The sequence below is a fragment of the Vibrio navarrensis genome (assembly GCF_000764325.1).
In the GTDB taxonomy this organism is placed as follows: Bacteria; Pseudomonadota; Gammaproteobacteria; order Enterobacterales; family Vibrionaceae; genus Vibrio; species Vibrio navarrensis.
Genome location: NZ_JMCG01000002.1, coordinates 408452 through 422036 on the forward strand (window position 1 = coordinate 408452; position 13585 = coordinate 422036).

The 13585-nt window shown below is 50.1% G+C and carries 9 protein-coding genes; all 9 read right to left on the reverse strand.

Annotated elements, in window-relative coordinates; all coding sequences use genetic code 11:
• Positions 1-12 precede the first annotated feature (12 nt).
• The 9 genes from EA26_RS16195 to fabB all read right to left on the reverse strand — a co-directional run bounded on the left by EA26_RS16195 (position 13) and on the right by fabB (position 13522).
• On the reverse strand, positions 13-507 hold the full coding sequence (locus tag EA26_RS16195) for a CvpA family protein (RefSeq protein WP_039430075.1): 495 nt from the start codon (positions 505-507) through the stop codon (positions 13-15).
• A gap of 61 nt (positions 508-568) precedes the next feature.
• A complete protein-coding gene (locus EA26_RS16200) occupies positions 569-1123 on the reverse strand; it encodes an SPOR domain-containing protein (protein ID WP_039430077.1) in 555 nt (184 codons plus the stop codon).
• The gene (gene folC / locus EA26_RS16205) at positions 1124-2386 is read right to left on the reverse strand and encodes a bifunctional tetrahydrofolate synthase/dihydrofolate synthase (protein ID WP_039430078.1); all 1263 of its coding nucleotides are present in this window, start codon (positions 2384-2386) and stop codon (positions 1124-1126) included. It lies immediately after the preceding gene.
• A 44-nt stretch (positions 2387-2430) separates the two neighbouring features.
• Positions 2431-3357, reverse strand: a complete 927-nt coding sequence (accD, locus tag EA26_RS16210) for an acetyl-CoA carboxylase, carboxyltransferase subunit beta (RefSeq protein ID WP_039430080.1) — start codon at positions 3355-3357, stop codon at positions 2431-2433.
• A 170-nt stretch (positions 3358-3527) separates the two neighbouring features.
• Positions 3528-4325, reverse strand: coding sequence for a tRNA pseudouridine(38-40) synthase TruA (truA, locus tag EA26_RS16215; RefSeq protein WP_039430081.1), 798 nt, complete (start codon positions 4323-4325; stop codon positions 3528-3530).
• Between the two features lie 104 nt (positions 4326-4429).
• Positions 4430-9733 carry a FimV/HubP family polar landmark protein gene (locus EA26_RS16220; RefSeq protein WP_039430083.1) on the reverse strand — a complete coding sequence of 1768 codons (5304 nt, stop codon included), beginning with the start codon at positions 9731-9733 and terminating at the stop codon, positions 4430-4432.
• 198 nt (positions 9734-9931) lie between these two features.
• A complete protein-coding gene (locus tag EA26_RS16225; RefSeq protein ID WP_039430085.1) occupies positions 9932-10945 on the reverse strand; it encodes an aspartate-semialdehyde dehydrogenase in 1014 nt (337 codons plus the stop codon).
• Positions 10942-12075 (reverse strand): 4-phosphoerythronate dehydrogenase, encoded by a 1134-nt coding sequence (locus EA26_RS16230; protein ID WP_039431610.1) that lies wholly within the window; start codon positions 12073-12075, stop codon positions 10942-10944. The genes EA26_RS16225 and EA26_RS16230 overlap by 4 nt, the downstream gene beginning before the upstream one ends.
• A gap of 235 nt (positions 12076-12310) precedes the next feature.
• Entirely contained in the window at positions 12311-13522 is a 1212-nt protein-coding gene (fabB, locus tag EA26_RS16235) for a beta-ketoacyl-ACP synthase I (RefSeq protein ID WP_039430087.1), read from the reverse strand.
• Positions 13523-13585: the final 63 nt, after the last annotated feature.

Here is a 13585-nt window from a genome sequence, read left to right on the forward strand (position 1 = left end):
CAGTTGCTGGCACTATTTGAGAGTGCCAGACAAAAAACTTGATGTTGCTTGTAAATGCTCGAAGAAGGGAGCGATGATGCGGCTGAATTCGGGAACCAACTGCGAACTCTTCCACCACTCCGAGCTTGGGAATGCAGTAAACGCATCCATAAAAAACAGCACTGCAGAGACGATCAGCACTCCACGTAAACCACCAAACACCACACCGAGAATCCGGTCGGTACCTGACAGCCCTGTTTTTTGTACCAGTTGAGCAATCACATAATTGACGACTGCACCAACGACTAAGGTCGCGACAAACAGTGCCGCTATCGCAGCTCCGTTGCGAAACATGTCGTCTTCGATGTTGGTAAAATACACCGCAAGTTTGGTGTAGTAGTTACTGGAGATAAAAAAGGCTCCAAACCAAATCACCAACGACAATGCCTCTTTGGCAAAACCGCGAACTAAACTGATCAGAGCTGAAAATCCGATCACCCCTAAAATGACAAAATCTAACCAATTCATTTTTTCTTCATCTTAAGTTGGCGCGCATTTTAACAGAAAAAATGCTGACGCAAACGTTTTCTTATGGGTTTAATGGTCTAAATTTGAGCAACTGACCTTTCGAACCGGTAATTTTTTCCAATTCTAGGATCTGTCGCTCCAGTTTACTTTTTGAAACATCTGGACCGATGACAACGCGGGTAAAACCGTTTTCTTGGATGGTGTGCGCTTGATAACCACGCTTTTGCAGATCCTTCACCATGTTCTGAGCATTTTCGGCATTACGCAGCGCCATCAATTGAATAATCCAGCCGGAGTCCTGATAGCTGTTTTTCTCTTCAACCAGTTGAACGGCAACGGCGACTTCCTCTTTGCTCGGCTTATCTTTACTCGCAGAGCCATCCTTTGACGCCACCGTGGTCACAACAGGTGACTCCGGCAGGGCCATGGTGTCTTCGACAGGTTCAAGGATCTCAAAGTTTTCCACTTCGCTGTCGAGCTCTGGCTTAATCGGGATAGTGGCAAACTCTTCTCGGTAGTGCAGTTTTTCTCCATCCAACACATCCGGTAGAATAATCACCCCAATCGCCACCAAAATGATGGTTCCGACCAGCCGACTTTGAAACTTACTTGCCATTTAATTACCTTTTTGTTGCCAATACTCCAGCACTTCACCAACGGTATGAAACGAGCCCACCACCAACACCATCTCTTCGCTGCTGACGTCATTCATTGCTTGCTCAAACGCGGCGACAGGCGTCTCATACCCCACGGTTTCAGGCGGCAAATAGCCTAGCAGCTCGCTAGCGTTGGCCGCTCTTGGTCCGGTCAATGAAGCGGGATACCAATGCGTAGCGACGGGAGAAAGCGCGGCTAGCGTTGCGCGGATGTCTTTGTCATGCAGCATCGCAACCACCACGCGGATAGTTTTATCAGGATAGTTCAACTGTAACTGGCGAGTTAGGTATTGCGCTGAGTGTGGATTGTGCGCCACATCCATGAGCACCAACGGCGCTTGCTGCAACACTTGCATTCGTCCAGCTAAACGCGCATTTTTCAGGCCGTTGACAATATTGACATCACTGATCTCTAAATTAGAGACCCCAAGTGCCATCAAGGCCGTTGCGGCATTGGGCAAAGGCAACCCAGGAACAGGGAGATCATCTAACGCAAACGCGCCATGTTGCCAGTTCCAACGTTCACCGTGCTGCTGATAATCAAATTGGATACCAACCTGATAGAGCTCAGCGCCAATGTCGTCAGCGTGAGCTGCGACGGTGGCTGGCGGAGTCGGTTGACCGCAGATCGCAGGTTTGCCGCTGCGGAAAATACCTGCTTTTTCATAGCCGATCACCGCAATGTCATCGCCTAACCAATCAACGTGATCCAAAGCCAAACTGGTGATAACGCACACGTCGTGATCCACCACATTAGTGGCATCGAGGCGGCCACCGAGGCCCACTTCGAGGAGTACCACATCCACTTGCTCGGTTTGAAATAGTCTCAGCGCCGCTAAGGTGCCGAATTCGAAAAAACTCAGGCTTATCTCACCACGCTGTTTTTCAATAAAGTCAAACGCTGCGCAGTGTTTATCGTCAGCGAGATCCACGCCATTAACGCGCACGCGCTCGTTGTAGCGAATCAGGTGGGGTGAGCTATACACGCCTACGGAATACCCAGCATCTAACAGGATCGCTTCCATTAATGCACAGGTTGAACCCTTGCCGTTGGTTCCCGCAACAGTAATCACCGTTGGGGCTGGTTTGGTGAGTTGAGCCTTAGTCGCAACCGCTTGAACGCGATCGAGACCAAGGTCAATTGCTGAAGTATGAATATTTGCTAAATAATCAAGCCACACCGCCATTGGGGATGTGGCTTGAGGAACTGGGTTTTGCTTCATCTAACGTTAACCATCAAAGACTTGGTTGTTTGTTAGCAGCTACTTTACCCTTTTTCGTCCGCTTCTGGTACAGAATATGCGGCTTCATTTGGTGCATCGTGCACAGAAACCACCAGCGGCGACTTATGATTGGTCATTTTCGCAATCAAACCACCAACGCGCTGACGCATTTCACGGCGGTCAACAATCATATCGATAGCGCCATGCTCAAGCAGGAACTCACTGCGTTGGAAGCCTGCTGGCAAGTCTTCGCGCACGGTTTGTTCGATCACGCGACGGCCAGCAAAGCCGATCAGCGCTTTGGGCTCACCGATGTTGATATCACCCAGCATGGCCAAACTTGCCGATACCCCACCCATGGTTGGGTCCGTCATGACCGAGATAAACGGCAACCCTTTGGCCGATAGGCGTTCAAGTGCCGCACTGGTTTTCGCCATCTGCATCAAAGACATCAACGCCTCTTGCATACGCGCACCGCCACTGGCCGAGAAACAAACCAGTGCGCAGTTGTTTTCCATTGCTGCTTCAACTGCACGTACAAAACGAGCGCCAACAACAGAACCCATTGAACCGCCCATAAAGGAGAATTCAAACGCACAAGCGACCACTGGGATGCCCAATAGCTCGCCTTTCATCGCCACCAACGCATCTTTCTCGCCGCTGCTCTTCTGCGCCGCCGCGATACGCTCTTTGTAACGCTTAGAATCTTTAAACTTCAGTTTATCTTGTGGTTCCAGCTCTGTGCCTAGCTCCACTCGTTCACCCTCATCCAGAAACGTTTCCAGACGACGACGTGCTTTCATACGCATGTGATGATTACACTTGGGGCAAACTTCAAGATTACGTTCTAGCTCTGCATGGTACAGAACTTGTTCACATGACGTACATTTGGTCCAGACACCTTCTGGAATCGATGCTTTACGTGAACTTACAATGTTGCTTTTCTCTAAAATCTTTTCAAGCCAACTCATGGAAGACCTTTTCTATCAACGCTCCCGCTCCATAGCGAAAGACAAAAATTCGGAATTACGCGTGGGGATTAAACCACATATAAAGACAACTGTAGATAAAAAACTGGTTGTACCTATTTTTCTACAACATGTTACCTGCTAAACGACTCATTTTTTGAATGCGAGTCTCACTATAAGTTCAAATTATCTGGCAAAAATAGCGGACCGATCGGCTCGCGAGGCAGTTCAAATGCCTGTGGATAATCAACATCCACCAGATATAAGCCTTCAGCTTTAGCCGTCGGGCCCGCAAGTTTGCGATCTTTGGCTTCGAGCAGCCATTGAATCCACTCGGGCGATTGCTCGCCACGCCCGACCATGATTAGGCTGCCGGTAATGTTGCGCACCATATGGTGGACAAATGCATTCGCTTTGATATCAATCACGATGTAGTGCCCATGGCGCGTAACATTTAAGTGCATTAAGTTACGAAACGGACTATGCGATTGGCAATGCACTGCTCGAAACGAGGTAAAGTCGTTCTCACCGAGCAGATATTGCCCAGCCAAATGCATTTTTTTCTCATCAAGTTCACCATGATAGTGGCTGACACCACGCCCAAGAATAGCAGGTCGCAATGCATGGTTATAAATGATGTAGCGATAGCGCCGCGCAGTGGCAGAAAAACGGGCATGAAATTCATCAGGTACTTCTTTCGCCCAGCGTACTGCAATATCTCCCGGCAGATTCGCATTGGTTCCCATCATCCAAGCAACCATCTTGCGGCTTACATCGGTATCAAAGTGCACAACTTGTCCAGTACCGTGGACACCTGCATCGGTGCGCCCAGCACATTGAACTTCAACAGGATGGTTCGCGACCTTGGAAAGCGCACTTTCGAGCTTTTCCTGTACGCTCTTTACTTCTCGCTGTCTCTGCCAGCCAAAGTAGTCACTGCCGTTGTATTCGATGCCTAATGCAATTCTCATGTTAACCTTCGATTTGATTCTGGGGCGGGAAGTATAAACGCTTGGCAAGAGAATTTCTAACCGTGAAAAGCAAGGGCAGCCTGCGCTGCCCTTACTTCAGCCGGTTAACGGCCGTTAATTTTGTCGATGAGTTGTTTCGCTTCACGACGTACCGCATCATCGCCGTACACTATCGCTTCTTCGAGTAACTTAACCGCACCACTCTCATCGTTCATTTCGATGTAGATCTTGGCCAAATCGAGTTTACCCGCCGCTTCCGCATTCTCATCCACATCAATGTCGCTGATATCGCCAATCACGTCCGGAAACTCATCTAACCCCACATCCAGCTTGAGATCCGGGTCATCTAACTCAACCTCATCACCATCCACTTGGGCCATTAACTCATCGATGGTCATAAATTGATGGCGTTTTGGATCAAAATCATCCTGCTCAGCCCAGTTTTCGTCGTCAATCGTCGGCTGTTGCAGTGCTTCTTCAGAGCCCCAGATTTCTCGTTCATCTTCTGGCATCTCTTCTGTAGCGCCAAGCGTCGGCTCCTCTGGCAGCTTAAAGCCATCCCAGTCTTCACCAACGGCCAGCATTGCTTCAAGATCCATTCCCGCACTGGCAACCGTATCGCCATCGAGCTCACCTGCGAAGAAGTCATCCTCAAACGGCTCTTCAGAAAGCAAGTTAGCCATAGCGGCTTCATCAAACTGCTGCTGCAGCACTTCCTCTTCGGCGAGATTAAAATCCGCCTCCTGAGCAAATACATCATATAACGCATCTTGCTCTTCGTAAGAGGAAGCGCTGCCGTTGCCGTGGGCTGCCTGACCAAGCGGCATGTCACCCTCGCTTGCAAACGAAGGCAGTTCGAGATCATTAAACGGGAAATCTTGTTCATCCTGCTCAGACGGCTCCAGCTCTTCACCGAGTTCACTCGCAACCGAGCTAATTGCGTCTTCTTCGCCAAACTCAGGCAAATCGAGATCATCAATGACGAAATCGTCATCTTCTGGCTCAGGTAAATCGTCAAGCTCAAAGGACGGTTCGTCCGCTACCGCCTCAAGCGCTTCTTCTTCACCAAACTGTGGCAGTTCGATCTCTTCTGCATCTTCGCTTGGCAAATTCTCGGTGTCTAACGACGGCTCTGTTTCGATCTGGGCTAGGACGTCTTCTTCGTCGAGCTCTGGCAAATCAAGATCATCGAGCTCCAGTGCCTCTTCTTCACCAAACTCAGGCAGGTCTAAATCGTCCAGCTCCAGCGCTTGGTCTTCGATGAGCTCAGGCTCCGCCTCTGGCTCTTCAGCCATCGCCGCCAGCGCGTCTTCTTCACCGAACTCAGGCAGGTCTAGATCGTCAAGCTCTAGCGCTTGGTCTTCGATGACTTCAGACTCCGCCTCTGGCTCTTCAGCCATCGCCGCCAGTGCGTCTTCTTCGCCAAACTCGGGCAGGTCTAGTTCGTCCAGCTCTAGCGCTTCATCTTCGATGAGCTCAGACTCCGCCTCTGGCTCTTCAGCCATCGCCGCCAGCGCGTCTTCTTCACCAAACTCAGGCAGGTCTAGATCGTCCAGCTCCAGCGCTTGATCTTCGATGAGCTCAGACTGCGCCTCTGGCTCTTCAGCCATCGCTGCCAGTGCGTCTTCTTCGCCAAACTCGGGCAGGTCTAAATCGTCCAGCTCCAGCGTTTCATCTTCAATGAGATCAGACTGCGCCTCTGGCTCTTCAGCCATCGCCGCCAGAGCGTCTTCTTCACCAAACTCGGGCAGGTCTAGATCGTCTAGCTCCAGCGCTTGGTCTTCGATGAGATCAGACTCCGCCTCTGGTTCTTCAGCCATCGCCGCCAGCGCGTCTTCTTCACCGAACTCGGACAGCTCTAAATCGTCTAGCTCCAGCGCTTGCTCTTCGATGAGCTCAGACTGCGCCTCTGGCTCTTCAGCCTCACCAAACTCGTTTAACTCAAGTTCGTTCAGCCCAATCGCATCAGTGCCTAATGAAGCTTCTGACTCTTGCTCAGCTTCGTTCTCACTGGCTGTACGTGCATCTTCTTCATCAAATTCTGGTAAATCCGCATCATCCAGCACTTCATCATCGTGCGAGGCGGGAGCAAGAGCTTCCTCGTCTTGAAGCGCTGCACTCTCTTCATTAGCGAAAGCGTCTTCATCAGCGAAAGCGGCTAGCGATTCCTCTTGCTGCCTTGGCATCTCAGGCTCAATTTGCCCAAAGCCGTCTAACTCGCTTTCAGCATCGGCCCAATCTTCTTCCTGCGGCGTACCAAACTCATTGGCAACCGTATTGGGTGTTGGCGTAAATTGAGGGGCTTCATCCGCAGCAGGTTGCTCTTCTTGTACCTTGCTATCTGACGGTATCTGCTCAGGATCGCTCGATGGCTCAGCCTGCAAAGCCTCATCTAATGTGTTATCGACTGAAACGTTTTCGTCCGCTTGAGTAAGTTCTTCGTCAGTATCCGCGCTCAACTCTTCATCAATCTGAGCATCTTGTGCTTCTTCATCACTAGGTTGCGCGTCAAAAGCAGGCTCTTCATCCGCTTCTGCTAACGACTCAGGTTGCTCAACGTCGTCAATCGCGGCTTGTAGCCAATCTTCGTCGAGCTCGTCATCAAGCAGTTCAGACTCTTGCTGCGAGGCCGCTTCTTCCGTCAACTCATCAGAGGGATCAGATGCTGGCAGTTCTTCTACTGGCTCCTCAGATGCAACGCGTGGCTGCTCGACTTCATCGATTGCCGCTTGTAACCAATCGTCATCGTCGTCAGACTCTGGGTCTTCTTGCCATTTGTCGTCTTCTGTCAGCCTCTCTTGATCAGGCTCTGGTGAGAGTTGCTCGAAAAGCGCCTCTTGCTCAAATTCATCCGCAAGGTCTTGTTCGGGCTCATGTTGATCGCTGTGCGGCGTTTCGTCGCGACTTGGGCTTTCTTCAACTTCGTCACTCTCCCAAGCCTGCTCATCACCATCCGTCACTTCATCGAATGACACCTCATCAGGCAGCACATCCAAAAGCGGGTCCATCAGCGGAGCAACATCCGCCAAGTCGTCAATAAAATCTTGGCTATTGAACTCTTTGTCTAACGACGCAATATCATCGGTATTCGTTTCATCTGGCGAGATTTGCTCCAATCCTTCATCGGACAAATCCGCCTCTGGAATAATTTGTGGCTCTTGTTGCGACTCTTGTGTCAAGGCTTGCTGGCGCTCTTCTTCGACAGCTTCTTGCTTGTCAACGCTCAGTTCAACCACCTCATCCGACGCGTCCAAAGCCGCTTCGAGCTCTTGGGCAAAATCGAACTCACTTTCGTCCGACTCAGACATTAGGTCATTGTCAGGCTGCGTTTCATCCAAGCCGATCAGCTCATCAAAAATCGCTTCATCGGAATCCTCTACACTCTCTTCAGGTGATGAAGACTGTGCTTCATCATCAAGCAGAGATGTATCACTTGCCTCATCCAGCTCCGCGTCAAGTAGCTCATCGAGCAAATCGATACTGTTTTCATCCAGCTCAGGAACCGGATCAACTTCACCAAAAGAAGCCAATTCATCAAGTTCACTCAGCGGGTCAAATTCGTCCTCTTCACTCTCTTCTGCAAGATCGAGCATTTCATCCAATAGCTCGGTGCCATCTGGCTCAAAGCTCGTTTGTGTCTCGTCAAGGCCAGCAAGTTGCTCTAGCTCATCCAACGCATCGAAACTGCTGTTATCCTCTTCCAGCATTTCATCTAGCAGTGCGGTAGAGGCGTCATCGTCATCGCTTTCACTAAGGCCAGACAACGCCTCTAGTTCGTCAAAAACATCGTCCGCCGATGCTGTTTCTTTCTTTTCCTCAAACTGAGCAAAGAGGTTTTCGACATCTTCATCAGACGCCATTCCAGCAGCAAAAGCATCCTCTGGCAGCTTGGTGGCACTCGGCACTTCGTCTTCAGCGGCTGGCTCCAGATCAAGATCGAACTCATCGCTATCATCTTCCTCATCCATGCTGGCAAACAAGTCATCCAGCATGGATTGATCGAGGGCTGCATCGCCGAGCTCTTCACTTGGCTCATCCGCCGCCAGCAACTCAGCAAAGTCATCTTCCGACATGGCCAAATTATCATCGGAGAGATCGAAACTATCACTTTCTTCGTCGTCGGTGATTTCGAGATCGGGCAAAGCGTCATCCAAGGCGCGTTCCATCTCTTGTAAGCCCAGTGCTTTATCAGAACCTTTGACACTGATGCCATTGGCTGAAGGTTCAAACTCATCGAAATCGGTATCGAGGTCGCCATCTTCACCAATGCTGGCAAACGGATCTTCGCCATCCTCCCCTTCCAGATTGAAGTCGAGCTCGTCGTCATCCAGATTGCCAAAAACATCGTCTTCGTTATCTGTGGCATCATCAAACAGTTTATCGGCATCCCCTTCGGTCTCACTGAAGAGATCATCATCGAGATCCAGCTCATCAGAAAGCTCGTCTAGCTCATCAGCGGCAACGGGCGGTGGTGTCAGTGGTGCTTGCTTGCTTTCGACTTCCGGTTCTGGTGCCGATTCTTTACGACGACCAAGCAACATGACGATCAGTAAGCCGATGAGCGCCCCCGGAATCAAGGCCGCCGCCGCAACCAACCAACCGTTTGACAAGAAGTTATCCAGCGCAGAAGGCTGTTTCTTTTGCTGCTCTGCCAGTTTTTCACGCTCTTCCGCTAGCAGTTTTTCCACCTCTGAACGGATGCGGTTTTCATCACCAAGTTCCGACTTAAGACCATCCACTTCCGATTGCACTTGGGCTAGCATCAAGCGTAAGTTGTGATTTTTCTCTTCTAACGCGGTCAACTCGCTTTCTGAGCTTTCAAGCTGCTTTTCCAGTGTTTTAACTTGCGGCGACTCGGTCTGTGTGACGACCGGTGTTTGCGGCTGGATAGCTTCTGGCGAGGCAGGTGTCACTGGTACGCTTTGCGGCGCAACCGTTGGACGCACTGGCGCTGGCTGCACTGTCACAGGCGCACGTAGTTTGTCCTGATGCGCCTTCATGATGGTAACGGCTTGTTCTGTGGTCGCACTTCGTACTTGTTCTAAAGACGGGATACGCAGATTACTGCCAGGAATCAAACTGTGGATATTTTGGTTTTCAAACGCCTGCGGATTTAAACGGTAGATGGCTAAAAGGGTTTGCTGTACCGAGACGTTGTTGGCAGGTCTTAGTCTGCTGGCCACAGACCAGAGCGTTTCGTTCTCTGCCGTTGGACCGTAAAATGTCGAAGGTTGGTTGCTGCTTGGCAGGGGGGCATTAGCGCGCTCAACCTGCTCGGAAAAACTGGGCGATGATTGCACTTCCCCAGTCGGACCTACCAGTCGAATGCCGTCCGCTTGGGATACTGATGTCGGTAGCGCGGTCATTAGCAGCAAAGGGGCTAACAGGCGCTGGAAAATTTGACGCATAGAAGGCTCAGCTATGTGCTTTGGAATTATTTAAAATCATGATCTGTTAAATATATCGGATAACCATGGCAAAACTATAGGGAATAAGCCAAAAAATGTGGGGCTCACATGATATTCGTACTAATCTCACACAATTTTTTTTAAATCGAACAAAAAAGCCTCGCACGAGACGAGGCTTTATCATTATTGGGACAACGATTAGTAGTAATCGCGAATCAGCAGTTCCGCAATTTGCACGGCGTTGGTCGCCGCCCCTTTGCGTACGTTATCTGCCACGATCCACAAGTTAACACCACTGTGATGGCTGATGTCGTTGCGAATGCGACCGACCATCACATGATCTTTACCACCAGCATCACGCACTTGGGTAGGGAACTCTTCTCCGTGGAACACTTCTATCCCATCGGTTTGTTCGAGCAATTGGACCACTTCTTCGGCGGCAATTGGTGAACGCGTTTCAATATGCACAGCTTCAGCGTGGCCGTAGAAGACCGGTACCCGCACGCAAGTTGGATTCACCGTAATCGATGCATCATTAAAGATTTTTTGCGTTTCCCACACCATTTTCATCTCTTCTTTGGTGTAGCCGTTATCCATAAATTGGTCGATTTGTGGAATGCAGTTAAAGGCAATTTGCTGAGAGAACTGTTTGTTTTCCGCCGGAATGCCGTTGAGCAACTTCGCCGTTTGGCCAGCTAATTCATCAATACCTGCTTTTCCTGCGCCAGAGACAGATTGGTAAGTGCAGACGTTAATACGTTCAATACCGACCGCATCGTAAATCGGCTTTAGCGCCACCAGCATCTGGATGGTCGAACAGTTTGGGTTAGCAATGATGTTGCGGTTACGAAACTCGCCAATCGCTTCTGGGTTAACTTCTGGCACAACCAGCGGAATATCGTATTCGTAACGGAAGTGCGAGGTGTTATCAATCACCACCACACCGGCTTCTGCGGCAATTGGCGCCCACTTGGCCGACAAATCGCCACCTGCAGAGAACAAGCCAATGTGGGCTTGTGACCAGTCAAACTCTTCGACATTTTGTACGTAAATTGTTTTACCGTTGAAACGGTAAGTCTTACCTTCACTGCGTTCGCTGGCGAGCAAGTAAAGCTCTCCAACAGGGAATTTACGCTCTTGCAGCACTTCCAGAATGGTTTCACCGACCGCGCCGGTCGCCCCTAAAATGGCAACATTGTATTGTTGGCTCATTGACTTACCTCAACTTGAAAACCTAATTTTGCCAGTGGCTTTAAACGGCATTGCGCACTGCCCACCAGCGTGATGGCGCTGTATTCCCGACGATCCCAATACTCTTTACGCATCAGATCAAACGCACCCGGTGCGGCGATTTCACGTCGAAACAGCGCGTCATCTTTGCGCACATCGTAGACCAGTTGCGTGAGAGTATGCAGCGTTGCTTCATCCCATTTCCGATCCAGTACCACTTTTGGCACTGGCGCTTTTGGCAACAAATCACTCGCGTGTACGCGCAATTCTTGACCGAGGAACTCACAATAGCTGTTGAAGATCATCGTCGTTCCACGTGCTTTCCCCTCTAAGCCGTAACCGGCAACATGAGGGGTGGCGAATGCTAACAGAGGCAGCAGTTCCATATCAACCTCTGGCTCATACTCGAACACATCCAGCGCCGCGGTAAAACCGTCTTGTTGTTGCAAACGGCGCTTAAGCGCTTGATTATCGACCACAGGACCACGTGCGGCGTTAATCAAAATTTGATCCGCACGCAATGAGTTTAGAATTTCTTCGTTGATCAGATGATGGGTTGGATATTTACCGTCGCGCGTGATTGGCGTGTGTAAGGTGATGACATCGGCTTCTTGCAACAAACGGTCAAGCGAAGTGAACTCCCGTTCATCTCCCGCTTCTTGCTTATAGGGATCGTTAATTAAGACTTTAATACCAATACCAGTCAGGCACTGCTGTAAGTAGCTACCCACTTGCCCGGCACCGATAATCCCCACAGTCTGCTCAAAGACCGAAAAGCCTTGCTGCTGCGCAAGCACCATCATCACACTGAAAACGTATTCAGCGACACCGACCTTGTTACACCCCGGGGCAGCCGTAAAGTAAATGCCCTTTTCTTGCAACAGCGCTTGGTCTACGTGATCCATCCCCGCAGTTGCAGTACCGACAAATTTGAGTTTGTTCGCTTTGCTGATTAATTCAGCATTCACTTTCGTCACTGAACGAATCATCAGTGCATCAATATCCACCAAGTCATCGGCAGTTAAACTGCGGCCCGGTTTCAAAATCACTTCACCAAGCTGGCTAAATAGCGCTTTGGCGTAAGGCATGTTTTCATCAACAAGAATTTTCATGGCGGCAAATCCCAGATCCATATTGGAAAGTTGCAGTGATTGTGCCCTTTTTGCTAAAAATCTCAACACATTCACAGGCAAACAAAAAGAAAAAACCCGGCAGTTAGCCGGGTAAAATTCCAGAACAAAAGGATCCCGTCCCGCTCTCCATGGGACAGAGTCTGCGTCTGTTCGATCAGTGACCTGACCAAGCTCTGGAAACAGGTTGCCACACGAGCGTGGCTAATTTCTGGCGTTAGCCTTGGTATTTTTTGATCACCAGCGTCGCGTTAGTCCCACCGAAACCAAAGCTGTTGGACATAACAGTATTGAGTTCCACTTCACGCATTTGCGTAACGATGTCCAGACCTTGCGCGGCTTCATCAAGATTGTCGATATTGATGCTTGGTGCGATAAAGTTGTGGTGCAACATCAAAGTTGAATAGATCGCTTCATGCACACCTGCAGCGCCAAGTGCATGGCCGGTCATAGCTTTAGTCGCTGAAATCGCTGGGCTGCTGGCCGAGAAGATCTCTTGAATAGCGCCAAGCTCTTTGACATCGCCCACTGGCGTTGAAGTACCATGGGTATTGATGTAGTCGATGCGATCCACATCTTGCATCGCCATCTTCATACAACGCACTGCGCCTTCACCGGATGGGGCAACCATGTCGTAACCATCAGAAGTCGCGCCGTAACCGACGATCTCGCCGTAAATTTTCGCGCCACGTGCCAGCGCATGTTCCAGCTCTTCGACAACCAACATGCCGCCGCCACCAGAGATAACGAAGCCATCACGGTCCGCATCGTAAGTACGAGACGCCTTATCTGGCGTTTCGTTGTATTTGGTCGAAAGTGCGCCCATCGCATCGAACATCATGGTCAATGTCCAGTCGAGCTCTTCACCACCACCAGCAAATACAATGTCTTGCTTGCCCATCTGGATAAGCTCTGCTGCGTGGCCGATACAGTGTGCTGAAGTCGCACAGGCTGAACTCATCGAGTAGTTCACGCCACGAATTTTAAACGGCGTCGCCAGACACGCTGAAACCGTAGAAGACATAGTACGCGGCACCATGTAAGGACCAATGCGCTTCACGCCTTTTTCGCGCAGAGTGTCAACCGCAATCGCTTGGTTGAGTGACGATGCGCCACCAGAACCTGCCACGATACCTGTACGATCGTTAGAAACTTGCTCTTCCGTCAGGCCTGCATCCGCAATCGCCTGCTCCATAGAAAGATAAGCATAAGCTGCCGCGTCACCCATAAAGCGCATCTGTTTGCGATCAATATGGTCAGCAGGGTTAATTTTCAGATCACCCCATACTTGGGAACGCAAGCCTTTCTCTTTAAACTGCTCAGACGCAGTAATACCAGATTGACCTGCCTTTAACGACGCCAAAACTTCTTCGACGTTGTTACCGATACTTGAAACAATACCCATACCGGTGATTACGACTCGTTTCATGTGACATTCCTATAATTCAAAATCCGCTAGATAATAACCAAGAAGCTTAACAAAAGTGGTCAG

What these genes read in the sequence shown, in the direction of transcription:
- fabB (WP_039430087.1), bottom strand. Translation starts at nt 13,522, where the DNA reads ATGAAACGAGTCGTAATCACCGGTATGGGTATTGTTTCAAGTATCGGT.
- accD (WP_039430080.1), bottom strand. Translation starts at nt 3,357, where the DNA reads ATGAGTTGGCTTGAAAAGATTTTAGAGAAAAGCAACATTGTAAGTTCA.
- EA26_RS16230 (WP_039431610.1), bottom strand. Translation starts at nt 12,075, where the DNA reads ATGAAAATTCTTGTTGATGAAAACATGCCTTACGCCAAAGCGCTATTT.
- EA26_RS16200 (WP_039430077.1), bottom strand. Translation starts at nt 1,123, where the DNA reads ATGGCAAGTAAGTTTCAAAGTCGGCTGGTCGGAACCATCATTTTGGTG.
- truA (WP_039430081.1), bottom strand. Translation starts at nt 4,325, where the DNA reads ATGAGAATTGCATTAGGCATCGAATACAACGGCAGTGACTACTTTGGC.
- EA26_RS16195 (WP_039430075.1), bottom strand. Translation starts at nt 507, where the DNA reads ATGAATTGGTTAGATTTTGTCATTTTAGGGGTGATCGGATTTTCAGCT.
- EA26_RS16220 (WP_039430083.1), bottom strand. Translation starts at nt 9,733, where the DNA reads ATGCGTCAAATTTTCCAGCGCCTGTTAGCCCCTTTGCTGCTAATGACC.
- folC (WP_039430078.1), bottom strand. Translation starts at nt 2,386, where the DNA reads ATGAAGCAAAACCCAGTTCCTCAAGCCACATCCCCAATGGCGGTGTGG.
- EA26_RS16225 (WP_039430085.1), bottom strand. Translation starts at nt 10,945, where the DNA reads ATGAGCCAACAATACAATGTTGCCATTTTAGGGGCGACCGGCGCGGTC.